This is a genomic window from Mycobacterium adipatum (assembly GCF_001644575.1).
GTDB classification, from domain to species: Bacteria; Actinomycetota; Actinomycetes; order Mycobacteriales; family Mycobacteriaceae; genus Mycobacterium; species Mycobacterium adipatum.
The window spans coordinates 3,323,164-3,350,013 of record NZ_CP015596.1; the positions used below are offsets into that span (position 1 = coordinate 3,323,164).

At 67.5% G+C, this 26,850-nt stretch carries 31 protein-coding genes; 16 read left to right on the plus strand and 15 right to left on the minus strand.

The window, feature by feature from the left end:
• Positions 1-239 precede the first annotated feature (239 nt).
• A complete protein-coding gene (gene ripD, locus A7U43_RS15805; protein WP_068002829.1) occupies positions 240-860 on the plus strand; it encodes an NlpC/P60 family peptidoglycan-binding protein RipD in 621 nt (206 codons plus the stop codon).
• Between the two features lie 15 nt (positions 861-875).
• Here ripD and A7U43_RS15810 read toward each other — a convergent pair whose 3' ends face one another.
• Genes A7U43_RS15810 through A7U43_RS15820 form a run of 3 tightly spaced genes read right to left on the minus strand, consistent with a single transcriptional unit; the run spans position 876 to position 4,694 of the window.
• Entirely contained in the window at positions 876-1,430 is a 555-nt protein-coding gene (locus A7U43_RS15810) for a DUF4334 domain-containing protein (RefSeq protein WP_067997066.1), read from the minus strand.
• Positions 1,431-1,453: 23 nt separating this feature from the next.
• Positions 1,454-4,126, minus strand: a complete 2,673-nt coding sequence (locus A7U43_RS15815) for a helix-turn-helix transcriptional regulator (protein ID WP_067997069.1) — start codon at positions 4,124-4,126, stop codon at positions 1,454-1,456.
• Between the two features lie 43 nt (positions 4,127-4,169).
• Entirely contained in the window at positions 4,170-4,694 is a 525-nt protein-coding gene (locus A7U43_RS15820; protein ID WP_231963328.1) for a DUF4333 domain-containing protein, read from the minus strand.
• A gap of 143 nt (positions 4,695-4,837) precedes the next feature.
• Here A7U43_RS15820 and A7U43_RS15825 point away from each other — a divergent pair, with 143 nt between their 5' ends.
• Positions 4,838-5,200, plus strand: a complete 363-nt coding sequence (locus A7U43_RS15825) for an NYN domain-containing protein (RefSeq protein ID WP_067997072.1) — start codon at positions 4,838-4,840, stop codon at positions 5,198-5,200.
• Here the strand turns inward: A7U43_RS15825 and A7U43_RS15830 are convergent.
• Positions 5,181-6,731 (minus strand): class I adenylate-forming enzyme family protein, encoded by a 1,551-nt coding sequence (locus A7U43_RS15830; RefSeq protein WP_067997075.1) that lies wholly within the window; start codon positions 6,729-6,731, stop codon positions 5,181-5,183. The genes A7U43_RS15825 and A7U43_RS15830 overlap by 20 nt on opposite strands.
• Positions 6,732-6,797: 66 nt before the next feature.
• Positions 6,798-7,478: a DUF899 domain-containing protein gene (locus tag A7U43_RS15835; protein WP_067997079.1), complete on the minus strand. Its 681-nt coding sequence runs from the start codon at positions 7,476-7,478 to the stop codon at positions 6,798-6,800.
• 93 nt (positions 7,479-7,571) lie between these two features.
• Here A7U43_RS15835 and A7U43_RS15840 point away from each other — a divergent pair, with 93 nt between their 5' ends.
• The 5 genes from A7U43_RS15840 (at position 7,572) to A7U43_RS15860 (ending at position 11,288) form a co-directional block, all read left to right on the plus strand.
• A complete protein-coding gene (locus tag A7U43_RS15840) occupies positions 7,572-7,904 on the plus strand; it encodes an ArsR/SmtB family transcription factor (protein WP_067997082.1) in 333 nt (110 codons plus the stop codon).
• Positions 7,901-8,338, plus strand: coding sequence for an SRPBCC family protein (locus A7U43_RS15845; RefSeq protein WP_067997084.1), 438 nt, complete (start codon positions 7,901-7,903; stop codon positions 8,336-8,338). The genes A7U43_RS15840 and A7U43_RS15845 overlap by 4 nt, the downstream gene beginning before the upstream one ends.
• Positions 8,339-8,590: 252 nt before the next feature.
• Positions 8,591-8,794 carry a cold-shock protein gene (locus A7U43_RS15850; protein ID WP_067997087.1) on the plus strand — a complete coding sequence of 68 codons (204 nt, stop codon included), beginning with the start codon at positions 8,591-8,593 and terminating at the stop codon, positions 8,792-8,794.
• A gap of 139 nt (positions 8,795-8,933) precedes the next feature.
• Positions 8,934-9,578 carry a dihydrofolate reductase family protein gene (locus A7U43_RS15855; RefSeq protein ID WP_067997089.1) on the plus strand — a complete coding sequence of 215 codons (645 nt, stop codon included), beginning with the start codon at positions 8,934-8,936 and terminating at the stop codon, positions 9,576-9,578.
• 111 nt (positions 9,579-9,689) lie between these two features.
• Entirely contained in the window at positions 9,690-11,288 is a 1,599-nt protein-coding gene (locus tag A7U43_RS15860) for a threonine/serine exporter family protein (protein ID WP_067997091.1), read from the plus strand.
• 4 nt (positions 11,289-11,292) lie between these two features.
• Here the strand turns inward: A7U43_RS15860 and A7U43_RS15865 are convergent, their stop codons facing one another.
• Positions 11,293-12,420, minus strand: coding sequence for a TIGR03364 family FAD-dependent oxidoreductase (locus tag A7U43_RS15865; RefSeq protein WP_068002835.1), 1,128 nt, complete (start codon positions 12,418-12,420; stop codon positions 11,293-11,295).
• A gap of 140 nt (positions 12,421-12,560) precedes the next feature.
• On the opposite strand from A7U43_RS15865, the gene A7U43_RS15870 reads away from it, so the two are divergent.
• Complete coding sequence (locus A7U43_RS15870; protein WP_067997093.1) at positions 12,561-13,217, plus strand: hypothetical protein; 657 nt, start codon at positions 12,561-12,563, stop codon at positions 13,215-13,217.
• Position 13,218: 1 nt separating this feature from the next.
• Here the strand turns inward: A7U43_RS15870 and A7U43_RS15875 are convergent, their stop codons facing one another.
• Both A7U43_RS15875 and A7U43_RS15880 read right to left on the minus strand, forming a co-directional pair.
• Positions 13,219-13,584 carry an RNA-binding S4 domain-containing protein gene (locus tag A7U43_RS15875; RefSeq protein WP_067997096.1) on the minus strand — a complete coding sequence of 122 codons (366 nt, stop codon included), beginning with the start codon at positions 13,582-13,584 and terminating at the stop codon, positions 13,219-13,221.
• Between the two features lie 40 nt (positions 13,585-13,624).
• A complete protein-coding gene (locus A7U43_RS15880; protein ID WP_067997098.1) occupies positions 13,625-14,335 on the minus strand; it encodes a cutinase family protein in 711 nt (236 codons plus the stop codon).
• Positions 14,336-14,484: 149 nt separating this feature from the next.
• Here A7U43_RS15880 and A7U43_RS15885 point away from each other — a divergent pair, with 149 nt between their 5' ends.
• Entirely contained in the window at positions 14,485-14,787 is a 303-nt protein-coding gene (locus tag A7U43_RS15885) for a putative quinol monooxygenase (RefSeq protein WP_231963329.1), read from the plus strand.
• Positions 14,788-14,792: 5 nt separating this feature from the next.
• Here A7U43_RS15885 and A7U43_RS15890 read toward each other — a convergent pair whose 3' ends face one another.
• The 3 genes from A7U43_RS15890 to A7U43_RS15900 all read right to left on the minus strand — a co-directional run bounded on the left by A7U43_RS15890 (position 14,793) and on the right by A7U43_RS15900 (position 17,096).
• Entirely contained in the window at positions 14,793-15,533 is a 741-nt protein-coding gene (locus A7U43_RS15890) for a cutinase family protein (protein ID WP_067997100.1), read from the minus strand.
• Positions 15,534-15,648: 115 nt separating this feature from the next.
• Positions 15,649-16,320: a nitroreductase gene (locus tag A7U43_RS15895; protein ID WP_067997102.1), complete on the minus strand. Its 672-nt coding sequence runs from the start codon at positions 16,318-16,320 to the stop codon at positions 15,649-15,651.
• Between the two features lie 89 nt (positions 16,321-16,409).
• Positions 16,410-17,096, minus strand: a complete 687-nt coding sequence (locus A7U43_RS15900) for a cutinase family protein (RefSeq protein ID WP_231963330.1) — start codon at positions 17,094-17,096, stop codon at positions 16,410-16,412.
• Between the two features lie 173 nt (positions 17,097-17,269).
• Here A7U43_RS15900 and A7U43_RS15905 point away from each other — a divergent pair, with 173 nt between their 5' ends.
• Positions 17,270-17,944 carry a Crp/Fnr family transcriptional regulator gene (locus A7U43_RS15905; protein ID WP_068002844.1) on the plus strand — a complete coding sequence of 225 codons (675 nt, stop codon included), beginning with the start codon at positions 17,270-17,272 and terminating at the stop codon, positions 17,942-17,944.
• A 44-nt stretch (positions 17,945-17,988) separates the two neighbouring features.
• On the opposite strand, the gene A7U43_RS15910 is transcribed toward A7U43_RS15905, so the two are convergent.
• Complete coding sequence (locus A7U43_RS15910) at positions 17,989-18,651, minus strand: FKBP-type peptidyl-prolyl cis-trans isomerase (RefSeq protein WP_197500068.1); 663 nt, start codon at positions 18,649-18,651, stop codon at positions 17,989-17,991.
• Positions 18,652-18,837: 186 nt separating this feature from the next.
• On the opposite strand from A7U43_RS15910, the gene A7U43_RS15915 reads away from it, so the two are divergent.
• Complete coding sequence (locus tag A7U43_RS15915) at positions 18,838-19,053, plus strand: hypothetical protein (RefSeq protein WP_067997105.1); 216 nt, start codon at positions 18,838-18,840, stop codon at positions 19,051-19,053.
• A 9-nt stretch (positions 19,054-19,062) separates the two neighbouring features.
• Here the strand turns inward: A7U43_RS15915 and A7U43_RS15920 are convergent, their stop codons facing one another.
• Entirely contained in the window at positions 19,063-19,680 is a 618-nt protein-coding gene (locus A7U43_RS15920) for a DUF5701 family protein (RefSeq protein ID WP_067997107.1), read from the minus strand.
• 98 nt (positions 19,681-19,778) lie between these two features.
• Between A7U43_RS15920 and A7U43_RS15925 the strand changes: the two genes are divergently transcribed.
• Positions 19,779-20,510 (plus strand): TetR/AcrR family transcriptional regulator, encoded by a 732-nt coding sequence (locus A7U43_RS15925; protein ID WP_197499852.1) that lies wholly within the window; start codon positions 19,779-19,781, stop codon positions 20,508-20,510.
• A 99-nt stretch (positions 20,511-20,609) separates the two neighbouring features.
• The gene (locus A7U43_RS15930; protein ID WP_067997113.1) at positions 20,610-21,038 is read left to right on the plus strand and encodes a type II toxin-antitoxin system Rv0910 family toxin; all 429 of its coding nucleotides are present in this window, start codon (positions 20,610-20,612) and stop codon (positions 21,036-21,038) included.
• A 20-nt stretch (positions 21,039-21,058) separates the two neighbouring features.
• Here the strand turns inward: A7U43_RS15930 and A7U43_RS15935 are convergent, their stop codons facing one another.
• On the minus strand, positions 21,059-21,910 hold the full coding sequence (locus A7U43_RS15935; protein ID WP_068002850.1) for a phosphotransferase: 852 nt from the start codon (positions 21,908-21,910) through the stop codon (positions 21,059-21,061).
• 177 nt (positions 21,911-22,087) lie between these two features.
• On the opposite strand from A7U43_RS15935, the gene A7U43_RS15940 reads away from it, so the two are divergent.
• Both A7U43_RS15940 and katG read left to right on the plus strand, forming a co-directional pair.
• Positions 22,088-22,519: a Fur family transcriptional regulator gene (locus A7U43_RS15940; RefSeq protein WP_068002854.1), complete on the plus strand. Its 432-nt coding sequence runs from the start codon at positions 22,088-22,090 to the stop codon at positions 22,517-22,519.
• A gap of 45 nt (positions 22,520-22,564) precedes the next feature.
• A complete protein-coding gene (gene katG, locus A7U43_RS15945) occupies positions 22,565-24,805 on the plus strand; it encodes a catalase/peroxidase HPI (RefSeq protein WP_067997115.1) in 2,241 nt (746 codons plus the stop codon).
• Between the two features lie 60 nt (positions 24,806-24,865).
• On the opposite strand, the gene A7U43_RS29730 is transcribed toward katG, so the two are convergent.
• Positions 24,866-25,285 (minus strand): hypothetical protein, encoded by a 420-nt coding sequence (locus A7U43_RS29730; protein ID WP_156525935.1) that lies wholly within the window; start codon positions 25,283-25,285, stop codon positions 24,866-24,868.
• A gap of 175 nt (positions 25,286-25,460) precedes the next feature.
• On the opposite strand from A7U43_RS29730, the gene A7U43_RS15950 reads away from it, so the two are divergent.
• Positions 25,461-26,762: an FAD-dependent oxidoreductase gene (locus A7U43_RS15950; protein ID WP_067997118.1), complete on the plus strand. Its 1,302-nt coding sequence runs from the start codon at positions 25,461-25,463 to the stop codon at positions 26,760-26,762.
• The last annotated feature ends 88 nt before the right edge of the window (positions 26,763-26,850 follow it).

The following is a 26,850-nucleotide window of genomic DNA, read 5'->3' on the forward strand; positions in this document are numbered from 1 at the left end:
CGGCCGCGCGGACCGGTGCCGTTGCGCTTTGCGTCACCCTCGGCGCCGGTGTCGGAATGGTCGCGGATTCGTCACGACCCGGGCTCGGCGGTCTCTTTTGGGTCACGGATCTGCATCTCATTTATGCTGTGCCACAGTCGAATTGGGCAAGCGTCGAATCGATCGGTAGAAATATCAGGGATGGCCGTCAATTAGTGGTCATCGCCGTTCCCGCCCTGATCGAAAGAGTTGACGACCCGATGAGACGCTTCTGTGCCCTGCTGCTCGGCCTGGCTGTGTTGACAGTGACTCCTGGTGTCGCCTCGGCTGATCCGTTCAATACCCGTCCTGCCCGCAATCAGCAGGCGGTCGACTATGTGATTGCGCGGGCGCTGTCCCAGCGCGGCGTGCCTTTCACCTACGGTGGCGGCGATGCCAACGGCCCCACCCGCGGCGTCGTCCGCGAAACGCCCGCCGAACCTGCCGCCGCCGCCATTCCCGGCGGGGTTCCGGGTCTGAACTTCCCCGGGTTGGCTCCGCCGGCCCCCGCGGCATCGCCGCTCACCCCGAGTGTTCCGGCGGTCCCGGATCCGGCCGCCAACGTCGTGGGTTTCGACGCCTCGGGCATCATCGTCTATGCCTTCGCCGGGGTCGGCGTGAAGTTGCCGCGGTCATCGGGGGAGATGTACAAGGTCGGCCAGAAGGTACTGCCCGCCCAGGCACTGCCCGGAGATCTGATCTTCTTCGGCCCGGAGGGCACGCAGAGCGTGGCGTTGTTCGTGGGCAACGGGCAGATGCTGGAGGCCGGCGACTCGGGTGTCACGGTGTCGCCCGTGCGGACCGCGTCGATGACTCCCTACCTGGTTCGCATCATCGCCTGAGTCGGGCGGCGCCATCTACTCGACGGGCAGCGAGTCGTCCCGTTGCAGGACGAAGAAGTAGGGGCGGGTGCCGCCGCGGTAGTCCATCGCGCCGATCACGGTGTCCTCGGAGATCTTGCGGAAGACGTCGTTGATCGGCAGGTTGTCGTAGATCATCGTGGCGCTGTCGATTCCGCGGTAGCGGGTGGTGCGCAGCCGGGCCTTGGGCGCCTTGGTCCGCAACGCGGGTCGCAATGCCGAGATGGGCTGCACGAGCGACAGGTTGCGCACCAGCGGCACCTTGGTGGCGATCCCGAGACCGCCGAAGGCCAACACGGGGTTCAGGGCCCACAACGCGGTCCCGCCGTCTTTCGGGAACAGCAACGGATGCACCGTCTCGGCGTCGACGAACTGCTTTCCCCACCAGCCGCTGGCGGCCAGCAATCCGTCCATCGGGTGCGCGGTCGGCAGTTCGGCGCCATGCCACGTGCCGATCATGAACTCGGGATCGACACCGGGGGCGGCGTCGAAGGCGGCCAGCGCTTCTGTGGTGGTGGTCGGCACGGTGGGCAGCACATCCTCGGCAAGCATGACCCAAGAATACTTGACAGGTGTCAAGTCCTCAAAGGTGAGTCGCTCGACGTGCCGTCATGCAGCAGCACGAAACGAACCGCTTCGGTGCGCGACGCGACGCCGAGTTTCCGGTAGGCGCGGTAGAGGTGATTGGCCACCGTCTTGGCACTCACACCGAGTCGCTTGGCGATCTGTTGGTTCGTCAGCCCGTTGGCGACCTCGTTGAGTACCCGTCCCTCCGCTTCGGTGAGCGCGCTGAGTTCGGGGGTGCGCCGGTCGACCTTGGCCGCCCAGGCGGCTGCACCGAGCCTGCGGAATCCATTGCGCGCCTCGGCGCGTGCGTTCTCGCGGTGTGTCGGGTCCATGGTCAAGCGGGCGATGTCATGGAACGTACGTGCCCGGTCGAACGCGTCGTGCGCGGGATCGTATATCTCGGCCGCGCGGTGGAGCAGACGTAGTGACGCTGCCGGATCGGTCTCGTGGTGCAGCAGCGCCTCGGCCCGGCACGCAGTGGCCTTGGTCCACCGGCTGGACCCCACCGCCGCGGCGACCACCTGGAGATGCTCCAGCACGGGGCGGGCGTCGTCGCTTCGACCCATGGCGATGTGGGCCTCGATCAGGTCGACGTGCCAGCGCGCCAACTGGGGAGCGAGGAATCCGCCGACCTGTTCGAAGGCCCAGCACGCGGACAGCGCGGTGACGGCGTCACCGGGGCGATCAGCGGTCAACGCGGCCAGTCCCGAATTGGCCAACAAGAAATAGCGGGCGCCGAACGTGGACAGCTCGTCCGAAATGGCGAAGCCGAGTTCCAGATCTGCGGCGGATGTGTGGTCATCCCCGCGGATCGCATGCACCCGTGCGCGCAGCGAGAGCCAAAACGGTGCGAAGGCTCGTTGGCCGGCCGCCAGGCTGAGTGCGGTCGCCTCATCAAGGCACACCAGGGCGTCATCGAAGCGTGAAGTGCGAACATAGGTTTCGCCGAGTGCGCCGAACACCATCGCGAGCGCGGATCGCGCATCCTCGCCCCGAAGTTGGGCGCTGAGCTCGGTCAGTGCCGCCACCGCGGCCTCGTACCGTTCCGCGATCGACAGTGCTCGCCCGAAATGCAGCCCGATCATCGGGTCGTGCCTGACGGCGGAGACGAGATCCAGTCCCGTGATGCCATCGACGAGTTGGTTGGATCGATTCTCGTGCCACGCACTGAGTGCATGAGCCAGGATCACCCGTGCCACATCGGAATCGGTAGAGACCGGATCACTCACGGCGACCGCCGCCGTTGCGGCATCGATGATCTCGCTGACCATCCCGAGTATCCCCAGCGGTATGGCCATTCGGGCGTACACCATGCCCACCTCGCGACCGGAGGCTCTGCTGGTGCACTCCTTGAGGCGCTGCAGGGCCATGGCTGGAGCGCCACCCACGGCTTCGAGGGTGGCAAGCAAGAGTGTTGCCGTGACGCGAAGATCGTGAGATGTGGGATCTTCCAGCATCGTTTCCAGTCGGTGCCGCGCGGAGTCGGTCTGTCCGGCCGTCATCAGCTCGCGGGCGGCCAACACCCTGAGTTCGGCTCGGCGGGAGTCGTCGCCGGTCAAGTCGATGGCGCGGTCGAGCAGTCTGGCCGCCGGTTCGGTGCCCCCTCTGCACCGAAGAATGCGCGCCGCCCCGACGAGATCGTCGACCAGGGATTCGTCCGGCCCCAGCGTGCCGTGCGCGCGGTGCACCAACCGGACGGTGTCGGAAAGTGCTTGGCAGTCTGCGAATTCCAGATGCAGCCGGCGCTGGTCCTTGAGCGACATCGCGGCGACGGTCGCACTGCGCAACAGTGGGTGCTGCAGCGTCAGCCTTCCGGAGCTCAGGCAGGCCAGTCCGCTGTCCTCCAACGCGTGTAAGGCCGTCTCGGCGATGGCCGGGCGCATCGACCGCAGCACCGACCACGACCCGTCGGCGGACAGCGAGGCCAGCTCCAGCAGGGTGCGCGCCGCCGTGCCGGGGCGGGGCAACTGCCGGCTGAACACTGTGCGCAGATCTCCGACGAGGGGAATGTGCTCGGGCAGTAGATCCGCACCAGAGAGTTGCTCCGGCGTCAACGCGTCCGGCAGATGACGCAAGACGAGTGGATTGCCCGCCGCGACATCCAACAGCTTTTCCATCACCGCTGCCGCGATGGGCACTGTGCTCGCCGTCTCGAGGATCGAGGCCGCGGCCTGCCGGTCGAGGCCGGTGAGCTCTTCGACGTCGAATCCCTCGGCGAAGCTCTCGGCCGACGGGACCCGACGGCCCGTCACGACCACCAGGACGGCGGCGTCGGTGCACCGTCGGATGGCCAGGTTCAGCGCTGTCCGGCTGGCGGCGTCGGCATCGTGGATATCGTCGATGAGCAGGACGGTCCCGGGCGCCCCCGCCAGCCCGGCACTGAGGATGTCGGCGACCTTGAGGGCGTCCACCTCGCCCGCCACCGAGCCCACCGGCACCGGTATCGGCAGCACCGAGGCGATCTCGGCGGCGGCGGACATCGGCGCCGCCATGTCGCCGCCGCGGCAGTTCACCAGATGGGCGGTCGGTCCGATTCGGTGCGCGAGCCGGGCGAGCGCACTTGACTTTCCGATGCCGGCATCGCCGAGCAGCACGATGGTTCGGCCGGCTCCCGCGCACGACTGCAGCCACGCCTGTTCAAGGCGATCGCCGAGTGTGCGTGTCGATCTCGAACCCACCATGTAGGTGGCAGGCTATCGCAGAGGCGACGTCGATCGACAGAAGTCAGTTCACCCCGATGAGCTCCCAACGATCGTCTTCGTCGATGCCGCCGGCGGTCACCTTCACCGGACGGGTGTCACCGCGGCGGTCGGCCGCGGTGCACTCGAAGGAATCCCCGACCTCGACGACCTTGAGTCCCTCGCCGCACGTGACGGTGACGGCGAATCCCCTGTCCGCAGAGATCTCCTTGGTCAGCCCCTGTGCCGTCTGAGACAGATCGTAGAGAACGTCCAGGGTGCTGTACTCGACGTTCTCTTCGTCGTCGCTGACGACGACCTGCACTCGCACAGTCGATCCGTCGACGTCGGCGTTACAGATGAACGTGTCACCCGCCTTCGGCGCGTTCGCCGGCCGCACGCATTCGACCTCGGATACCTCGCGGTCGATCTTCTGGTAGTTCGCATTCAGCTCGTCGGTGATCGCGCCCTCCAGCTTCGCGTAGTCGGGGCCGCCGGCGGACATCGAGAACGAGCAACCGGCCAGGGCCGCGGGAAGCATCAACAGCGTCAGGCGCGAGCGATTGGGCACGTCACGAGGCTAATCGCCCGAGTGCGAAGGTCGATATGGGTAAAAGTTCTCACCCGGGCTCATTCGCGCCGGCATGGTCGGGCAGGTGAGTTCCGGCCAGGGCGGATCGGTGGGCGACATGCCGCAGGTACGACGATGGTGCCATGCACTGGATCGTGGACGCCATGAATGTCGTCGGGTCGCGTCCGGACGGTTGGTGGAGGGACCGAGCGGGTGCGCTGGCCGCGCTGGTCGAACAGCTGCAGCGCTGGGCGGTGCAGGGCGGACACCAGGTCACCGTGGTGCTCGAACGGCCGATGCCGCTGGAGTCCGAGTTGGTCACCGTGGTGTGCGCGCCGCGTGCCGCGCCGAACTCCGCCGACGACGAGATCGTCCGGCTCGTCCGCAGTGCTGACACCCCGGCCGGCATCACCGTCGTGACCTCCGATGGCGCGCTTTCCGCTCGGGTGCACGATGCCGGCGCCGTGACATTTCCGGCCGGCCGGTTCAGGGCGCTGTTGGACTGATCGCAAGGGTTCCGGCGATGACGTTGGCCAGCAGCGTCTTTCGGTCGAACTTCCCACTCGACAGAGTCGGTATCTGGTCTGCGGTGGCGATGACCCATCGGGTGGGAACCTTGTAGGCCGACAGGCGTTCACGGGCCGCTTCCCGGACCGCGCCCAGATCCAGCGCGGCCTGCGCAGGCACCACCACCGCGCACACCTCCTGGCCCCGGTCGGCATGCTCGAGGCCGATCACGACGCACTGCGTGACCTGGGGGAGCCCGGCGATCACCGACTCCACCTCCACCGGCGAGACGTTCGCGCCGCCGGCCTTGATCAGGTCGGTGGTGCGCCCGACGTAGAACAGCCGCGGGTCATCGGCTCGTCGAAAGACACGGTCCCCGGTGTGATACCACCCGTCGGCGTCGAACACCTCGCTGCGTTCCCGCTTGTTGTAGCCGGCCATCGTGCCGACACCGCGGATCCACAATTCGCCGGTGGTGCCGTCGGGCACCGGCGTGCCGTGCTCGTCGACGATGGCGATATCGGTGCAGACGAATCCACCGGCGGTCTCGGACATGGTGCGGTGCAACGGAAAACCGTCGGGGACATCGGTCATGGCGATATCCAGCGGCCCGTGCCGGAGCATGGGCGCACTGGACAGGTCGCGTTCGGCGAAGCTGGGATGATCGCGCACCCGTTGGGTGAACGCCGGCCAGCCGACGATTCCGGTGCCACGCTCGGCCTCGATCAGATCCAGTGCTGTCTTTGCGTCCAGCCGTTCCATCACCAGCAGGCTGATCGAATCGTGTAGGGCACCCATCGCCGCCAACAGTCCACCGATCCAGAAGAACGGCATGGCGCACAGCACCTTTGGCCGGCCCGGGCTCGCGGTGACCGCCCGGATGGCCGACGGCCACATCGAGGTCTGGCGCACCAGTGTGCCGTGAGTGTGCAGCACGCCCTTGGGGTCGGCGGTCGAACCGGAGGTGTGCACCATGATGGCCAGATCGGCGGGGGAGACCTCCTGCTCCACCGCGGCGAGGACATCCGGTGAGACCTGCCGGGTCAGGTCGGCCCAGCGGGTGGCCCAGCCGTAGTCGACGTCATCGGTCAGCACGATGCGACGCAGGTACGGCGCGCACACGAGCGAGAGCTCATCGCGGCGCTGCTGCGGTAGCTCCGGCAGGGCCGCCTCCAGACGGGTGCCGGTTTCGGTGCCGAGGACCGCGGCAGGGGCGATCAGCATCGCGATATCGGCCAGTCGCAACACCTTGGCGATCTCGGCGGGTGCGTAGAGCGTGCTCAGCGGGACCACCAGGGCGCCGATCCGTGAGAGCGCGAGCCACCAGATGATCCACTCGATTCCATTCGGGAAGAACAAACCGACCCTGCTGCCCTTGCCGATGCCCGCGCCCAGCAGGAGTCGAGCGATATCGGCGGATTGCGCGTCCGCCTGCTCGTAGGTGAGCCGACCGGTGGGCGTGATCAGGTAGGTGTCACGTCCCGAGGCGCGAACCCGGTCGGCGAGCAGCGCGGGAACGGTCAGCGGCATTACACCGATGCGTGGAGATGTCACACTCCGATCATCGCCGATGACGCGTTCGCGCTCGTCGCCGCGTCACTGTTCGCCGTACGAGTCATGCCATCTCCACCAGGCATAGGGTGGGCTCTGCGGGTAGCCGGCGGGGGAGTCCTCCCACGACTCCTGACGGCCGAGCGCCGTGATGTCGAGGTAGCTCCAGGTGGTGCCGAATACCTCGTCGCCGCGGTTGTTGACGAAGTAGGTCCGGTAGACCTGGTCACCGTCGCGGATGAACGCGTTCGTGCCGTGCCACTGGTCGACGCCGAAGTCGATGTCGAACGCCGTGCCGGATTCTTCGATGATGGTGTACCAGGGGATGGTCCAGCCCATCCGGTCCTTGATGCGGGTGATGTCCTGTTGCGCACCGCGTGAGGCATAGACGAGCGTGGTGTCGCGCGCGTTGAGGTGACTCAGGTCGCCGACCTGGTCTGCCATCAACGAGCAGCCGGTGCAACCATGTTCGGGCCAACCGTGTACGCCGGGATCCATGAAGGCGCGGTAGACGATGAGTTGCCGTCGGCCGGCGAACAGGTCGAGCAGATTCACCCTGCCGTCCGGGCCGTCGAAGGCGTAGTCCGCCGGTACCGGTGTCCACGGCATGCGTCGACGCTGCGCGGCCAGCGCATCTCGGGCCCGGGTGAACTCCTTTTCCTTGATCAGCATCGCTGCGTGGGCGGCCGCCCACGCCTGCCCGTCCACTATCGGTGGTGTCTGCATCGTCGATCCTCTGGTCGCTGCTCCGGCAATTTATTCAACAGTTACGTTGAATATTGATCGAGCACACCACACGGCACCGTTATAGTCAACAAGATGGTTGAAGATCAGGTGTTGGACCGGGCGTACGCCGCGCTGGCCGATCCCACCCGTCGCCGGTTGCTGGAAGCGCTGCGCGAAGGTGATGCGCGCATCACCGATCTGGCGGCGCCGCTGCCGATGACGTTCGCGGGGGTGTCCCGACACATCGGGGTGCTGGAGTCGGCGGGTCTGGTGACTCGCGAGGTGCGCGGTCGCGAGCATTGGCTCTCCCTGCGTCAGGCCGGACTGACCCCGGCCGCACAGTGGATGGACGAGCAGGCCGACTTCTGGTCGACCCGCGCCGACGCACTTGCCGCGCGGCTGCGTCGCAAGAAGGCCGGCCGATGAACGAGACCCGCACGGTGCACGTGCAGCGGGTCATGCCCGCCCGGCCCGAAGAGGTATTCGACGAATGGCTGAATCCGGATTCGTTGCGGGAGTGGATGTGTCCGCGCCCGACGCGATGTGTGACGGTGACCGTGCAGCCGCGGGTCGGCGGGGCCTTCCGTTTCGACGTCGACGACGTCGGGACGAGCGTGCTGATCACCGGACAGTTCGTCGCGATCGAGCGGCCACGATTGCTCCGTTTCACCTGGACCAACTCGTACTGGGCCGATCCGACGACTACCAGCGTCGTCACGGTGACATTCGAACCTCTCCAGGACGATCAGACGCTGATGTCCATCGAGCACGCGATGCTGCCCGCCCAGGAGTACGACAACTTCCACCACGGTTGGACCAAGACCGCCGATCAGCTGGCGGACCTGCTCGATGCCGGGTGAGGCCGGACGAGCCGTCGGTGTGCCGAAATTAGGTCGACAGCCCTGGTGTTGGTAGTCTCGTCGAATACGCCGCACTCGTGAGGCGACGTATCTGTGTTCGGCCGAATCGCGGTCGGGTGCCAGTATCGCCCACTTACGGCCTGTGCCGGCATCGCACACCCAGAACTTGCTCGGATTGGCGACGATCGGTCGCACAACCAGGCTTGGTCGACATGACGTTCGGCCAGAAGTAAAAAAGAAAGAAGTAAGACCATGGCAGAAGGAACCGTTAAGTGGTTCAACAGCGAAAAGGGCTTCGGCTTCATCGCTCCTGACGGCGGCGCACCGGACGTGTTCGTGCACTACTCCGAGATCCAGGCCGGCGGATTCCGCAACCTGGAGGAGAACCAGCGGGTGAGTTTCGAAGTCACCCAGGGCGCCAAGGGCCCGCAGGCGGTCGGCGTCACCGGCCTCTAAAGACCTACTCGGACCCCCGGGTTCGGCCGTCACACAGTGACCGCTGAACCCGGGGGTTCGTGCTTTCCGGAGTTCGTGCGATGACTTTCCCGGCCCCTCCCGGTCTGACTACTGTCGGTGCCGATCCGAGGAGGAACGCGTGGTGCAACTGCTCAGAGTGCAGAATTTCGTGGTGTCGAAGGACGGCTTCGGGGCCGGCCGGGATCAGAGTTTCGAGCGGCCCTTCGGGCACGCGGACCCGCGGACCATGATGTCCTGGGCGGGAGCCACCGCGAGCTGGCCCAACCGCACCGATCCCGGTGGTAGCCGGGGGATCGACGACTACTTCACCAGGGATTTCACCCACAACATCGGTGCCGAAATCATGGGCCGCAACAAGTTCAGCCCCCATCGCGGCGCCTGGGCCGACCACGAGTGGAAGGGCTGGTGGGGTGACGAGCCACCATTTCACACTCCGGTCTTCGTGCTCACTCATCATGAGCGACCGTCATTTGCTTTGTCGGACACGACATTTCACTTCGTCAACACAGACCCGGGTACCGCGCTGGCGCAAGCCAGGCAGGCAGCGCAGGGCAAGGATGTGCGGCTCGGCGGCGGAGCGCAGACGATCCGGGAGTTTCTGGACGCCGATCTCGTGGACACCCTGCACGTGGCGGTGTCGCCGATCGAACTCGGCGGCGGAAGCCGGCTGTGGGAGACACCGGATGACCTGCTCGACAGATTCCACCGCGATGTGGTGCCCAGTCCGAGCGGCGTGACACACCACATCTTCTGGCGACGCTGACAGCGCGGCGCGTCCCGGCTGACGCCGGTAAACGTAAGCGCCACCAGGGATTTGCCATCGGATCGACACGGGGCCGCACCGTTGCGCGGCACGGCAGTATCGTGTCCGGTGATGGTTTCCGATCGGTCCGAGGGCGCGGCCCGCACACGTCGCAGTCTGCGGGGCGCCCTTCGTGGTCGCCGCGACCCGGCGCCGGTGGCCGGTCAGCGACGACGCAGCGCCACCCACGTCGGCGACGTGCACACCCGCAAGGTCCTCGACCTCACCATCCGGCTCGCCGAGGTGATGTTGTCCTCCGGATCGGGCACCGCCGACATCGGCGCGACCGCGCAGGACGTCGCGGCGGCCTACCAACTCAGCGACTGCGTCGTCGACATCACCTTCTCCACGATCATCGTCTCGGCGTTGCCCACCGTCGACAGCCCCCCGCTGACCATCGTCCGCTCGGTCCGCCACCGCGCCACCGATTACACCCGGTTGGCCGAACTGGACAAGTTGGTTCGGCGCGTCACCTGTGGCGGCGTCACCGTCGACCAGGCACATGACGCGATGGACGTGCTCAGCGAACGGCCGCATCCCTATCCGCGGTGGATGGCGACCGTCTGCTGGGCGGGGTTCGCGCTCGGCATCGCGATGCTGCTGGGCGGCACCTGGCAGATCTGCCTCCTCGCCACGATCACCTCGGCAGTCATCGACCGGGTGGGCCGGCTGCTCAACAGCGTCGGCACCCCGTTCTTCTTCCAGCACGCCGTGGGTGCCGCCATCGCGACCCTGGTGGCCGTGGCCGCCTACCGATTCGCCGACCAGAACCCGACGGCACTGGTGGCCACCGGAATCGTGATGCTGCTGTCCGGGATGACACTGGTCGGGTCGGTGCAGGACGCGCTGACCGGGTACATGGTCACCGCGGTCGGGCGGCTCGGCGACGCGCTGTTCCTCACGGCCGGCATCGTGGTGGGCATCGTGGCCGGCCTGCAGATCGCGACGCTGGCCGGGATCCAGATCGCCCTGCACATCGACGCGACCCAGACGATCATCGTGCCCAGCGGCACGCTGCGGATCGGCATTGCGGTGTTCGGTGCCGCGCTGGCCGGAGTGTGCCTGACCTTGGCGAGCTATGCGCCGCTGCGGTCGGTGGTGACCGCCGGCGTCGCGGCCGGCGCCGCCCAGGCCGTGCTGATCGGCTTGGGGCACGCGCAGTTCGGGGTCGTGCTGGCGACCGGCATCGCGTCCGTGGGCGTCGGCCTGTTCGCGACACTGACCTCGATCCGGCGTCAGGCGCCGGCGCTGGTGATCGCGACCGCCGGCATCACGCCGATGCTCCCGGGCCTGGCGGTGTTCCGGTCGGTGTTCTACTTCGCCGTCGACGAGCGATTCCTGGACGGCATCGCGCAGCTGTTGTCGGCGGTGGCCATCGCCCTGGCGATCGGTAGCGGCGTGGTGATGGGTGAACTGCTCGGGTCTCCGCTGCGGTACCGGGCGGGCCGGGTCGGCGACTTCGTGCGCATCGAAGGGCCGCCAGGTCTGCGCCGCGCCGTGGGCCGGGTGGTGCGCCTGCAACCGGCCGAGAACCCGCCCCCGACCGGTGCGCCCACCCCGCGCGCCCAGAGTGTGGCCCTGGAACCCGAGACCGTGTCCGAGGACCCGGTCGACGCCGCGTCGCAGAGCACCACCGACACCGACAGCGGGGACGACAACGCCGCGATGTAGCCGTCTACAGCGCGTCGAGCGTCTCCGCGGCCAGCCCGAAAGCCAGCGTCATGCCCAGCCCGGTCGTCACGGTCACCGAGCTGACCGTCGGCTCGTGTCGGGCACGCAGGACGTCGGTGCGCCCGCTGGAGGCGTAGACACCCTGCCAGCGCTGCAGCACGTCCAACCGATCGACCCCGAGGATTCGGCTGATTCCGCCGAGCAGGTGCGCGGAGACCTCCTCGTCGAGGAACGGGGGCGCGGTGAGGCCGTAATGGTGCGAATCCCCGATCAGCAGGGTGCCGTCGGGCCGGCGGGTGAACATCATGTTCGCGCCGAGCTCCAACAGTTCGGGGTTGCCGCGTTCGAGCTCTGCCCGCACCGGGGCGGCCGCAGCCAGCTTCGCCATACCCGCATACCGCAACATCGAGGTTCCGGTCAGCACCGCCGAATCCAGCGCGAAGCCTGCAGGCGCTCGCACCAGCGCCATCTGCAACCGGCACCGCTCGACGGCGTTGTCTTCGGCGGTCTTCGGATACAGCAGATCCAGATCGTGGCCGACACACACCAGCACGTGACGACCGCGCACCACCCCGCGGCTGGTGTGCACCGCTGCATCGGTGCACCGCACGGCATTGGTGCGCCAGTGCATCCGCACTCCGGGCTGATCGGCGAGCCAAGCGGCGATGGTGGCGACCGTGGACCGCGGATCGACGCGCAGATCCGCCGGCAGCAATGCCGCACCGACGATCGTGGGATCGGGTGTGCGGGCGGGTCCGCCCAGCCTGGAGGTGGCCTCGTCCGCTGTCAGCAGCCGGACCGCTTCGGCGCCACGCCGGTCGCGGAACTCCTCGATCAGGGCGGCCTCGGCAGGACTGCGGGCCAGCACGATGGCGCCCGCCTCCGGCGCCCAGAACCCGCACTGCGCTGCCGTGCGTAACCAGCCGCGCCGGGACGCCTGGGCCGTCTCCAGCAGGGCGGGGTCCTGCGCGGTGATGCAGGCGTGGCCGAAATTGCGCACCGAGGCGCCGACGGCTTCGGCGTCGCGTTCGACGATCTCCACGGTCAGTCCGCGGTGCACGGCCTCGACCGCGTGCGCGAGGCCGATGATCCCTGCCCCGACGATGACCAAATCCGGGATCGCAGCACTCATGTGGCCCATCTTCGGATGCCGCCGATCCCGGTGATGCGTGGGGTGGATTCGTTCACCAGCGGTTTGACTGCTCGTCACCTCCGGCGCCCTCGGGCCCTATCGGTGACGCGGACGACGACGAGGCGCTAGCCTTTTGACCCATGACCGATCGACAGCGTGCAGCGACGCGCTCCACCGTCAAGCTCGCGCTGGCGACGACCCTGCTGGCCGGGGGCGCGGTGTTCACCGCGGGGCTGGCCGCCGCCGAGCCGGCACCGCTGGTGCCACCGGGGGATCCGGCCGCGCCGGTCCCGGGTCAGCCGGTGGCCGTGAATCCCGACGAGCTGGTGGCCGCCCCACCGGCCCCGCCGCCGGTCGGCGCGCCGCCGGTGCCGGAGATGACCAATCCGGCCTACGGGCAGGGTTCCTCCGGTGGTGGGCTCGGCTACATCCGGGATCTGTGGAACGCCGCGCGATCGCCCGACCCGATGGCTGCGTTCTCCGAAGCCGGCACGGCCGCATTGCCCCAGGGAGCGCCCCCCGGAGCCGGTCCGGCGCCCAAACTCCCGCCCGGCTACATGTCGCTGACCGATCCGTCCTCGTCGACGCCGTCGTTGCAGGGCACCCCGCAGGTCGGCGGCCCGCCGCTGCCGCCGGGGTTCGTGTCGCTGTCGGATCCCAATCCGCCGGCGGACGTACTGCCCATCGGTGCACCCGGTGCGGCCCCGGCTGGGGTTCCTGCGCCGGGCGCACCCGTTCCGCCACCGGCCCCGGCGCCGCTGCCGCCGACGATCATCCAGCAGGGTCCGCTGGGCTGATTCAGCCCAGACCGGCCCGCCACTTCTCCAGGACCCTGCGGTCGCGTTTGGTCGGCCGCCCGGCACCGCGGTCGCGCACGGCCACCGGCACGACGGTCGTCGGCGGCACGACGGGCGTGCGATCCAGATAGCAGGTCACCGCGTCGGCGGCGCCGACCCGTTTCTGGATGACCCGCACCACCTCGACGATCCGGGCGCGTTCACCGACCAAGGCCTTCACCGTGTCGCCCGGCACGACCGTGGCCGACGGTTTCGCGACCCGGTCGTTGATCCGCACGTGGCCGCCCCGGCAGGCCGCGGCCGCGTCGGGCCGGGTCTTGGTCAGTCGGACCGCCCACAGCCAGCGGTCTATCCGCGTCGACTCCATCGCTCCATCATGACCGACCGTGGTCGGCGACGGTGCGCGTCTACACCTTGGCTGCGGCGTACGCCGCGGCCTCGTTGGTCATCCCGTTCATCGGGTACATGGCGTGTGCGAGGGACGGCATCGCACCGGGTGTGCCGTCACAGATCGTGTCACCGGGTGCGCACAGTTCCACGGTCTTGGGCGCATACCGGGGCCCGATGCTGCTCAGCGGTGCACCGAACTGCCTGAGGAACGCCTCGGATGGGTTGCCCATCAGTACCACCGCGGCGACGTGGTCGGACACGTCGTCGGGCAGCGGATTCGGAATGGACGACACATACTCGGCGGGTATGCCGTCGGGGATCGCGGCGGCGGTGACATATCCGGCCACCACCGCGCCCTGAGAAAAGCCGCCGAGTACCACCCGAGTGTCCGGGCACGCCGCGGCGGTCGCCTGGATATGGTTTCCGGCATCCCGAACGCCTTCGACCACGTTCTGGGCGAAGGCGATTCGGTCACCGAAGTTGTCGCTGGCGGGATAGTTCACCGGGTACACCGACACCGACTTGCCGGGCGTCTGCGCGCGTAACGCGTCGACGAATGCCTGGCCGGTGCCGCCGACCCCGGGTGCCTCGGCGGTTCCGCGGGCGAAGACGACTTCGACATCGGGGCAAGGTTCCGCGGTGGCGGCGGGCGCCGTGGCGGCGGCCACCATGCCCGAGGCGATCAGGGCGCCGGACCCGAGAAACCGCGCGATTCGACCAACACTCATCAGCGAAACTCCTTCGGGATGTGCCATGCCGCCGCCGATGACGGCTTGTGGGTCTGTACCCGTGATGTATGCCACCCAAACGGCGCGATGACTTCGACGCCTCATCGGGGTCGGATAGGGAACCACCGACAAGCAGAGGAGCACCCATCGTGGAGAACGTCGCCGGATACATCGTCGCCGGACACATCGTTGTCGAACCGGGAGATCGGGACACCTACCTGGCCGGCTGCATCAGCGTCGTGCGAGCGGCGCGACAGGCGAACGGCTGCCTGGACTTCGCCGTCTCCGCCGACCCGGTGGAGCCCGGCCGGGTCAATGTCTACGAGCGCTGGCAATCGCGGGCCGCCGTCGAGGAGTTCCGGGGCAGCGGCCCCTCCGAAGAGCTCGGCGCGGCCATATCGGAGGTGGTGGTGTCCGAGTACGAAGTCGTGCAGGTGCGGAATCTGAGCTGACGCACTCAGGTGGCCGACGTCGGCGTCGGCCCGGCAGCGATGGCGTTGGCCACGAAATCGGCGGCCTGCTGGGCCATGCCGTTGGACTTGTAGGAACTGTGGGCGCTGCGGTCCAGGCCGCCGGGGAAGCAGACCGGATCGCCCTGGGCGCACAATTGCACGGTCTTGGCCGCATACTGCGCGCCCACCGTGACCGGCGGTGCGTCATGGTCGACGAGGTTGAGGAACCAATTGTCGGGAGTGCCGAACAGCGCCACGGCCGCCACGTGGGGGGAGACCGATGCCGGCATCGGGCCGATATTGTCCGGCAGTGTGAGTCCGGCGGGGATGGTGTCGAAGGTGGTGTAGCCGGCCACCGCCGCGCCCTGCGAGTACCCGCCCAGGACGATCTTGGTGTCCGGGCAGTTCGCTGCCATGGTCTCAATCCTGTTGCTGGCGTCGGCGATACCGGCGGTGGCGGCCTCAAAGTCCAGTGAAGCAGGATAATTCACCCCGTAGACGTCCACGGATTCGCCACCCAGCCGGTTGGTGAGCGCATCGACGAACGCCTGTCCGGTGGCCCCGACACCCGGTGCCTCGAACGTGCCGCGGGCGAAGACCACCTCGACATCCGGGCACGGTTCTCCATTGGCCGCAAAGGCTTTCGCGGCCGTCAACGGCCCCATGGTCGCGACCAGGAACAGCGCGGCGGCGCTCAGGTAGGCGACGCGGTGTGATCGGCGGATGTACGACATCGTGGTGGCCATTTCGGTCCTTCGTCCGGGGTGATCTTGAATGTGGTGATCAGCATCCTCCCGATCGGTGCCGCGGCGCATTGACGCAGACGCCACTGCCGGTCTTCCTGCTAGCACTACCACCGGCTCACGTGGCATCCCCGACGAAGGTCACTGTCTCGTCCAGCGGTGCGCGCATCGTGCGGATGTGGTCGACGGCCGGATCGTCGTATCCGATCGACACCCCGCAGAAAAGCATGAGCTCCGGTGGCGGAGTCAGGGCTTCCTCGACCGAGGCGCGAACCTGCGACCACGCCATCTGCGGACAGCTGTGCAGACCTTCGGCACGCAACAACAGCATGACGGTCTGCAGGTACATTCCGAGGTCGGCCCACTGCGGCCGGCCCATGCCCCGGTCGATGAAGCAGAACAGCGCAGCGGGCGCCCCGAAGCACTCCCAGTTGCCGATGGCCGCGCGTTGACGCGCCTCCCAATCCTCGCGCGCGATCCCCAGCGCGGCGTAGCGCTCCTTGCCGAACCTGGACCGGCGATCACGGTAGGGCGGCTTCAGATCCGGCGGATACATCTGGAATTCGCGGTCGTCCCACGGGTCGCCGGCGACCACCCGTTCCACAGCGACCTTCTTGAGCTGTGCCAGCGGCGCGCCGGTGACGACATAGCTGTGCCAGGGCTGGATGTTGGATCCCGACGGTGCCCAGGCGGCGGCGGTGAGCACCCGTTCCAATACCTCCAGCGGTACGGGGTCGTCGGTGAACCCGCGCACCGCCCGACGACTGTGGACAGCTTCGTACACGTTCACGGTTCCGCCTCTCGATCTGATCTACACGATCAAGACTGGCAGCGACGGTGTGTGGGGGAGCCCTTGACTGCTCGTGGTCGGCGGGGGCCTCACACCCTCGCGGCGGCGAACGTGGCAGCCTCGGTCACCATGCCGTTTGCCGTGTACAGGTTGTGTGCCACCGGGTCCAGGCCGCCGGAGCAAATCGGGTCGTTGATGGCGCACAGGTCCAGCGTCTTGGCGGCGAACGCCGCACCGACCGGGACGTAGGGCTGCCCGATCAGGAAGAGGAACCGATCATTGGGCTTTCCGAACAACACGACGGCGTCGACGCGGTCGGCGACGTCGGCGGCCAGCGGTGTCGTCGCGCCGAACGCGAACGAATTCGGCGGTATCGCCGGGGCGTCGGCAGTGACGAGCTGGGCGACCGCCGCACCCTGCGAGAAGCCGCCGAGCACCACCTTCGTGTCGGGGCAATCCGCGGCGAGTTGGCGGATGCGGTTGCCGGCGTCGTTGACACCGATCACCGATGTCGGCCAATCGTGGTTCGCGGGATAGTTGACCGGGTAGAGCCCGACGGTTTTGCCGCCGACCTGATTGCGCAGTGCCTCGGTGAAGGCATTGCCGACGCTCCCGGCGCCCGGGCGTTCGGTGGTGCCCCTGGCGAACACGACCTCCACATCGGCACAGGGCTCGGCCGATGCACGCGGTGACCAGCCCAACAGCGTGCCCGTGCCGGTCACCAAGGCCGCCGCCAGCAGCGCGCAGCCCGACCTGATCTGAACTCGCATCGTCATGCGTCCCTTCCCGATGGCGGTGCGCCCGCGGTGCGTGGGCACAGTGTCCTGTGCCGCCGATGGTAGTGACCGCGTGAGACAGGCCACGTCGAACACGAATAGACTGACCTCCGAGCCGTCTCCGTCGACGCGAGACGGGTGTTGTGTCACCCGAGGTCCGGAAAGGCAACTCGTTGAACGCGGTTCTGGCGCGCACGGCCATTTTTCAGGATGTCGACCCGGACGCGATGTCGGCGCTGGAAGGTGAGCTGGAGTGGATCACGTTCCGCCGCAATCACACCGTGTTCACCGAAGGCGAACCCGGGGATCGCCTGTATGTCCTCGTGGAGGGCAAGGTGAAGATCGGTAAGCGCTCGGCGGATGGGCGCGAGAGCCTCATTGCGGTGATGGGTCCGGGTGAGACGTTCGGCGAGCTCGCGCTGTTCGACCCCGGGCCCCGGACCGCGACGGTGACCACGCTGACCGAGGTACGGGTGGCCGCGGTGGCCCGGCACGCGCTGAGTGGCTGGATTTCCGAACGCCCGGAGATCTCCGAGCAGCTGCTGCGTGTCCTGGCACGGCGGCTGCGCCGCACCAACGACGATCTGTGCGACATGATCTTCACCGATGTTCCCGGGCGGGTCGCCAAGCAACTACTCGACCTCGCCAAGCGATTCGGCAAGACCGAGGGCGATGTGCTGCGGGTGGATCACGAGCTCACACAACTCGAACTCGCGCAGCTGGTCGGTTCGTCCCGCGAAACGATCAACAAGGCGCTCTCGGAGTTCGCGAATCGGGGCTGGATCCGTCAGCAGGGAAAGACGGTGTTCGTCCTCGAACCTGCGAAACTCGCCCGCCGGGCGCGGTAGTCCATGCCCGCGGCTGCCGCCTCGGACATGGACTCGGCACGTCGCTAGTTCGAGGCCTCCAGGATCTTGATGGCGAAGATCAGGGTGTCGCCTTTTTGGATTCCCGCGGCGGGCTGGCCTTCGGCATAGCCGTCCGCGGAGGTCATGGCGACGGCCACGGTGGAACCGACCTTCTGACCCGCGATGGCCTTCTGGAAGCCCGGGATGACTCCGTCGAGGGGGAAGTCGACGGGCGAGCCGCTCTGGTAGCTGCTGTCGAAGACCGAGCCGTCGCGTCCGTTGACGCCCATGTAGCAGACCGAAACGGTCGCGGTCTCCGGGACCACCGGGCCGTCGCCGGCCTTCAGGGTCTGGACCTGGGTCTCGGTGACGCTGAACGGGCCTTGCACGTCCACCACCGGTGCGGCGGTATCGGTGGAGCCCGTGACCGCGATGCTGCCGGTTGCTCCCGACAGCGTCCATTCCGGTGCGCCGGGAGTTGCCGGGGCGGCCGACGGGCACGGGCTCGCCGCGGGCGTGGTCGCATCCGCGGTGGCCGGGAGGTCGAACACGTCGTTGGTGGTCGATGCGCTGGTCGAGGCCGCGCTCTGGGTGTCGGAACCGCATGCCGACACCGTGACGGCGATGGCTGCAGCACCGGCGAGGAGTGCGATGGAGGAAGGGACGCGGGAACAATTCACGTTCGCCACGCTACCGGCGCGACACATGGCTCCGGTCGGAAGGCTCGCCTTTGTCGAAGGTCGCTCGCGGCCTTGCGGTGCGGCCGGCGTGCTCGCGGTGTTCACCGCTGCCATCCGCAAAATTTGGTTGCAAGGTGCCCCGGGTTGTCGCCACCATAGGGGACCGGGCGTGTCCGGCGGGGAGGCCGGGCACCGGACTGAGGGGGAGTTCAGGTGGGGTACCGCAAAGGCGACATTGTCACCGCGCGTCGCCGGATCGAAGGGATCGACGTTCCGGTCGTGCCGGCCGGTGCGACCGGAACGGTGACGACGACGACGTTGTTCGGCAGCCCGAAGCGGGTGCACTTCGAGGTTTCTGACGGCTGGGGCGAGAAGAGTTTCCAGGTGCGGGTGCGTCGGGGAGACGTCGAGGCACCCGGCGCGCGATAGGCCTGGTGTCTAGGCGCAGGTTCGCCGCGCAGCGGAGGCCATGCCCAGCCAGGTGTGCCGATTGCCGGCCCAGCACCAGCCCACCTTGGGAGCCCCACGGTTGTGGGCCCCGTCGCGCCCCGTTCCGCCGCTGATCCAGATTGCGGGCGTCCTTGCGTCGTAGCCGCGCCTGGACAGCTTGCGGGACGCGATCGTCATGAAACAGTGATTGCTCTCAAGGGCTTTGGGTTTCTGCAGGAGCCAGCTGATGCCCTCGCTGATGGTCAGCGGGGTGCGGCCCCTGGCCAGTATTTCCGGCAGGGATTCATCGGGGCTCCAGTTGCGCAGATCGTCGCCCCGGTCGACACCGTGGATCAGGTACAGCGGTGCGTCCGGGATGGCGACGTCGGCGATCGGGCCGAACTCGGATAGATCGGTGAGGTCGGCCACGACGAAACCCGCCTTGCCATGGTGCCGCAGCAGCTCGGCCAGCGAGCGTGCCGGCAGCAACCGGGGGTGTACGGCGAGGACGGCATCCGGTTCGTCGGGCAGCGACGTTGCATAGCCGCGTAGTTCGTCGACCGTGATGGCGGCCGTCTCTGCGAGGCCGGCGGCGAGTAACGCATCGAGTTGATCTGTCGGGGTCATCGCCACTCCTAGCGCAGGGGTGTGCACGCCGCAGCGGCGCCGTACACTGCACCGTACATTGTACGGAAGGGTTTGCGATGCCGCAGCGAGGGACAGCAGTGACGGACCCGGTGCGGATGCTGCAGCTGCTGTGGTCACAAGACCGGCCCACCGGGCGTTCCGGGCTGTCACTCGGGGTCATCGTGCGCGCCGGTAGCGACATCGCCCGGACCGACGGGGTGGGCGCGGTCACGATGCGCCGCGTCGCAGCGGAACTCGGCGTCGCCACGATGAACCTGTACTCGCACGTTCCGGGGAAGGCCGAGCTGCTGGAGCTGATGCTGGATGCCCACGCCGGCGCGGTCTACGACGGCAGCGACCTGCCCTCGGCGCGAGCGGACTGGCGTGCCGCCGCGCTCTACGTGGCCGAACGCAACTTCGAGACCGCGGTGGCTCTGCCCTGGACGCTGCAGGTCTCCACTGATCGGTTGGTTCCCGGACCGGGGATGACCGCCAAGTACGAGGCCGAGCTCGCGGTGTTCGAGGGTATCGGGCTGTCCGATGTGCAGATGGACCATGCCTTGACCGGCCTACTCGGACTCGCTTCGGCGATGGCCCGACATCAGGTCGGGCTGCAGCGCGCCCGCGCCGCGAGCAACCGCGATGACAACCAGTGGTGGCAGCAGGTAGGCCCGGCGCTGGCCACCGCGATGCGCGGGCGGCAGTTCCCGCTGGCCTCGCGCGTAGGTACGGCGGCCTCGATGGCGGCGAACGCGTCCGCGGACCCGAAAGCGGCGCTCACCTACACCGCGACGCTGCTACTCGACGGCTTGGCACCCGGGCGCGCCTGATATGAGCCATGTCACGCGCGATATTCGGCGGCCGGTTTGGTGAGCGCGGCGATTGTGGGTACCCCGAGGGCGAGGTGCACCACTGTGCTGAGGGGGAACATGGCGAAAGTCAACGTGTCGGTGTCATCGGAGCTGACACCGGACCAGGCCTGGAAACTGGCGTCCGATTTGCAGCGGTTCGATGAATGGTTGACCATCTTCGCCGGATGGCGCAGCCCACCGCCCGCGGTCATCGAACAGGGCACCAAGGTGTCCTCGCTGATCAAGGTCAAAGGCTTCCGAAACACAATCCATTGGTGTGTCACCGATTACGACGAACCGCGCAGGATCCAACTGCAGGGTCGCGGCTTGGGCGGCGTGCGGATTGCGCTGACCATGACGGTGGCCGAATACCGGCCGGGGTCGACCTTTCACCTGGTTGCCGATCTTGCCGGCGGTCTGCTCAGCGGACCGGTGGGAGCGCTGGTCGCCAGGGTCATCACCGCCGATGTACGGAACTCGGTGCAGAATCTGAGCGCGCTGCGCTGAGTCGCGCCCGCGCGAGGCCCTCAAAACAACGTCAGGGCCTCGGTGATCATCCGGTGCCCTTGACGCTCGAACGGCTCGTCGCCGACCTGGCAGGCCCACACCGCGGTGCCGATCGCTTCATGCAGCGCGACCATCCGCCACCGGTCGGGCGTCCGCGGGTCGTCGCCGTAACCGGCGAAGAACGCCGTCTCCAGCCGCGGGTCCCCGCGCCACTGCTGGGCGGCCAGCCGGCAGAAGTCGCTGATCGCGGGACGCCACGCGAATCGCCCGAAATCGATCACCTTCACCGTGCCGCCCGCGACGAGCCAGTTGCGAGGTTGCCAGTCGCCGTGTGTCGGCACCACGACCACAGGTCCTGCCGTGTGGGCACCGAGAACGCTACGTAGCCGGGTCGCCACCTCTGGCGGTATGTGGTGCGGCTTGTCCAGCCATGCAAGGGATTTGGAGACCGCCTCGCGATCCCAGGTGGCATCCACACGCTGCGCTTGTCCGTGCAGCGTCCGCGCCAGCCGCCCGGCCTGGACGTAGGTGTCGGGGGAGAACTCGGCCGCCGACCCTTGCACGAGCGAACCGTCCAGGTAGGCGATGACCAGAAGTTTCGCGTCGCGGTCGTGGTGCAGCAAGCGGGACGCGGTGCCGTTACGGGTCAGTGGGGCGGTGAAACCGCGGAACGCCTCGATCTCGCGGTCGATGTGGTGGTTGGACGCGCCCCCGGCCTTGATGACCACCCGCCCGACTGCGGAGTCGACGTCCAGCACCGCCGTGCCCGCGGGCCCCCAACTCATATCGGCCCGGAGCCGAAGGCCCGGCAGCCAGGTTCGAACCAGTGCGTCCTGCCGATCGTCGAGCCGTCCGCCATGCCAGAAGTGCACATCCGTCACGGTATACGGCGACCCTGCTACCGCCGCGCTCTGCAGGCCGGCGAAACGACGCCCCGCGGGGTCGCTTATCGGCTATCAAATGTCGTCACTTGTCCTGACCGAGGATTGCGCGCAACGATTTTCGCGAAAAACTTGATACCTTCCAGAAGGCGGGCCACACTCGAGATGATGGCTCACGCTCCGGAAAGCAGGACGATGCTGCGGGCGGCCGGACTGCGCGTCACCCGGCCGCGCCTGATCGTGATGGACGTTGTGGAGAACAATCCGCACGCCGATACCGAGACGATCTTCAATGCCGCGCGCCGGGAGCTTCCCGACATTTCGCGCCAGACCGTGTACGACGTCCTCAATGCATTGACCGCCGTCGGGCTCGCCCGGCGCATCCAGCCGGCCGGCGCTACCGCCCGTTACGAATCGCGGGTCGGAGACAACCATCATCACGTGGTGTGCCGATCGTGCGGCACCATCGCCGACATCGACTGTGCGGTCGGCGAAACGCCGTGCCTGACCGCCTCCGATGACCTGGGTTTCGATATCGACGAGGCCGAGGTCATCTACTGGGGTCTGTGCCCCGATTGTGTGAACACCCGAACCACCTGATCGAACCGTTGTGCAGCCCGCACCACACCGACGAAAGGCGAGAAGATGACCGAGACCTCCGATGCCCGGCCTCCCCATTCCGGCACCGGGACCCACAGCAACAGTGAGTCGGAGAACCCCGCGATCGACTCGCCCACGCCCAAGGCGCATGCGCCGTTGACCAACAAGGACTGGTGGCCCGAACAGGTCGATGTGTCGGTCCTGCATCGGCAGCCGGCCAAGGGTAATCCGTTGGGCGAGGACTTCAAGTACAGCGAGGAATTCAAGAAACTCGACACCGAGGCGCTGCGCGCCGACATGCTCGCCTTGATGACGTCGTCGCAGGACTGGTGGCCCGCCGACTACGGCAGCTACGCCGGCCTGTTCATCCGGATGAGCTGGCATGCGGCGGGTACCTATCGCATCCATGACGGTCGTGGCGGCGGTGGGCAGGGCGCTCAACGCTTCGCGCCGCTCAATAGCTGGCCGGACAATGCCAACCTGGACAAGGCCCGTCGGCTGTTGTGGCCCATCAAGCAGAAGTACGGCAACAAGCTGTCCTGGGCGGACCTGATCGTCTACGCAGGCAATGTGGCGCTCGAGTCTGCCGGTTTCGAGACCTTCGGTTTCGCTTTCGGGCGCGAGGACATCTGGGAACCAGAGGAAGTGCTCTTCGGCCAGGAAGACACCTGGCTGGGCACCGACAAGCGCTACGGCGGCACCAACGACAGCGACCGCCGGCTGGCCGAACCGTTCGGCGCTACCACGATGGGCCTGATCTACGTCAATCCCGAAGGGCCCGAAGGGAAGCCGGATCCACTCGCGGCCGCGCACGATATTCGCGAGACCTTTGGCCGGATGGCCATGAACGATGAGGAAACCGCGGCGCTCATCGTCGGTGGGCACACTCTGGGCAAGACGCACGGCGCCAGCGCCGACGAGGTCGGCCCCGAGCCCGAAGGCGCGCCGATCGAGCAGCAGGGGTTGGGCTGGAAATGCCCGTTCGGGACCGGGAACGCCGGGGACACCATCACCAGTGGTTTGGAGGTGGTGTGGACCGGCACACCGACCCAGTGGAGCAACGGGTATCTGGAGATCCTGTACGGCAACGAATGGGAGCTGACCAAGAGCCCGGGCGGTGCCTGGCAATTCGAGGCCAAGGATGCCCCGGCCACCATCCCGGATCCCTTCGGCGGCCCACCGCGGAAACCCACCATGCTGGTCACGGACGTGTCGATGCGTGTCGACCCGATCTACGGGCAGATCACCCGGCGGTGGCTGGATCATCCCGAGGAGATGAACGCGGCGTTCGCCAAGGCCTGGTACAAGCTGCTGCACCGCGATATGGGACCGGTGAGCCGCTACCTGGGGCCGTGGGTCCCCGAGCCGCAGTTGTGGCAGGACCCCGTGCCCGCAGTGGATCACCCGCTGGTGGACGACTCCGATATCGCCACGCTGAAGACCAAGGTGTTGGAGTCGGGACTGTCGGTGCAGCAGTTGGTGAAGACCGCCTGGGCGTCGGCCTCGAGCTTCCGGGGCACCGACAAACGCGGTGGCGCCAACGGTGCTCGACTGCGCTTGGAGCCGCAGCGCCACTGGGAGGCCAACGAGCCCTCGGAACTGGACAAGGTGCTCCCCGTGCTGGAGCGGATTCAGCAGGACTTCAACGCTTCCGCAGCGGGCGGTAAGAAGATCTCGTTGGCCGACCTGATCGTGCTCGCCGGGTCGGCCGCCGTCGAGAAGGCCGCCAAAGACGGCGGTTTCGACGTTGCGGTGCACTTCGTGCCGGGCCGTACCGACGCCACCCAGCAGGACACCGATGTGGAGTCCTTCGCGGTGCTGGAGACGCAGGCCGACGGGTTCCGCAACTTCGTGCGGCCGGGGGAGAAGACCGCGCTGGAGCAGCTTCTGGTCGACAAGGCCTACTTCCTGGACCTGACCGCACCGGAGATGACGGTGCTGGTCGGTGGTCTGCGGGCGATCGGGGCGAACCACGGCGGGACCAAGCACGGCGTGTTCACCGACCGGCCGGGTGCGTTGACCAACGATTTCTTCGTCAACCTGCTCGACATGGGTACGGTGTGGAAGGGATCGGAGTCGGCCGAGAACGTCTACACCGGTTATGACCGCGGTACCGGCGAGGTGAAGTGGACGGCCACGGCCAATGACCTGGTGTTCGGCTCGAATTCGGTGCTGCGTGCGCTGGCCGAGGTGTATGCCCAGGATGACAACAAGGGCAGGTTCGTCGAGGACTTCGTCGCGGCCTGGGTCAAGGTCATGAACAACGACCGCTTCGATCTGGACTGATCTACTGCACACCCTGAAGGGGCGGAATCCGAGGATCCCGCCCCTTCTGAGGTGTCCCTGCTAAGGCGTCCCGACGCAGACCGACCCCACACACGCGCCGGCACCGCCGGGGCCCGCTTCCGCGCCGGCTCCCGGAACGCCGACCGACGCTCCGCCGGGGCCCGCTTCCGCGCCGGCACCGGGAACGCCTGCGGAGGCGCCGCCCGGTCCCGCTTCGGCACCGGCACCGGGAACGCTCGCGGTGGCTCCACCCGGTCCGGCTTCAGCGCCCGGAGCGGGCGCGGGAGCGGGCGAGGAGGGCGTCATCGTGGTGGTGGCCGCACCGGTGGACGGTGTGGTCGTCATGGTCGACTCGGTGGTTGTCGAGGTCTCGGTCGAGGTTCCGCTTTCGGAACTGCAGGCGGTGAGCCCGCCCGCGAGTACTGCGCCCGCCACGGCGGCCGCGACGGGTAGACGACGGACAATGTCAACGACGGTCATATGTGACTCGATTCTGCTAGTGCGGCTGCCGAACAGTGCGAACACCGCTCTGCGGGAACGACCCCGATGTGTTACCCGCTTTCAATGCGGGTTAAGCACCGATACGTGTCGTAGTAGTTTCGGTGCGGGGGAGGAACGCTATGTCGACGCAGTCAGCGGTGTGTGCGGGGCAAGCATGAGCGGCCTGTTGGCTGCTCTGGTCATGGCCGAAGCGTGCGACGCGGTGACGGTGATCGAGCGCGACGCACTTCCCGACAAGGTCGCACAACGGCCTGGGGTGCCACAGGGTCTGCACCTTCACATGCTGCTCAGCTCTGGTCTCAGAGCGCTCGAGGATCTCTTGCCGGGCGTCAGCGCGGAGCTGCGGTCAAAGGGCGCGCCGGTTCTCGATGCCCGCGACCTGTCGCAGGCTTACCTCGACATCAACGGGCGCGTTTTGTGCAGGCACGGGACCGTGTCTGATCCCGAAGCCATCAGGGTCATCCTGGCAAGTAGACCGCTGCTGGAATCCGTTGTCCGTGAGCGGGTTCGCTCGCTGTCGAACGTGACGATCCTGGACGGTCATGACGTGATCGAACCGACGGTGCGCGGGCGCACGGTGACGGGTGTCAAGGTCGGTAGCCGCTGCACAGTGCATGCGTTCGAGGTGCCGGCCGATGTCGTCATCGACGCATCGGGCCGATCGGCCCGGACACCGGCATTCCTGGAAGCTCACGGTTACGGTCGGCCGGTCGAACAGACCTACCGCGTGCAACTCAGCTATGCCAGCCAGCTTTTTCGCGTCCCGGGCGGAATGCTGCACGAGAAGGCCGCCGTCATCAGCCCGACCCTGCAACGTCCCACCGGCGCCGGACTGCTCGCGAACGAGAACGGCACCGTGATTCTCACGCTGATCGGTATCGGAGGACAGCGGTTGCCCGCCGATCTGCCTTCCGTCCTCGAGGGTGCAGCTCGACTCCTGCCACCGCATATCTGCTCGGTGCTCGGCGCGGCGGAACCAATCGGCGAACTTCACCACCGTCGGTACCCGGCCAGCGTGTGGCGGCGCTACGACAAGCTGACATCGTTTCCCGTCGGATTTCTGGTCGTGGGTGACGCGGTGTGCAGTTTCAACCCGGTCTACGGGCAGGGTATGACCTCTGCGGCGTTGCAGGCCCGCGCACTGCGAAAGGCCCTCGCCGACAACGGTGCTCCGGATCTGAGCGGAGCCTACTTTCGCAAGGCCGCCCGCCAGATTGCCCCGATATGGCACGCCAACCGGCTCAACGATTTTGCCGTCACACCGACAACGGGATGGACGATGTGGCCGCAGCGGGCGTTCAACGCCTACACGACGGCCTATATGGCCGCGGCCTCTGACGACGCGGGGCTCACCGAGGCGTTTCTCCGGGTCCTGCAGGGCATGGACTCAGGGCTGACGCTCGCCTCTCCGGTGCGCGCGGCGCGTGTCCTTGCGCACTCGGTCCGGCGGCGATGAGATCCGGGTTGCCAGGCGGTCCAACCACTATGGGAAACAAGCCTTCGCGAAGCGGTCACCTACCGATCAACGGTCTGGATCTGTACTA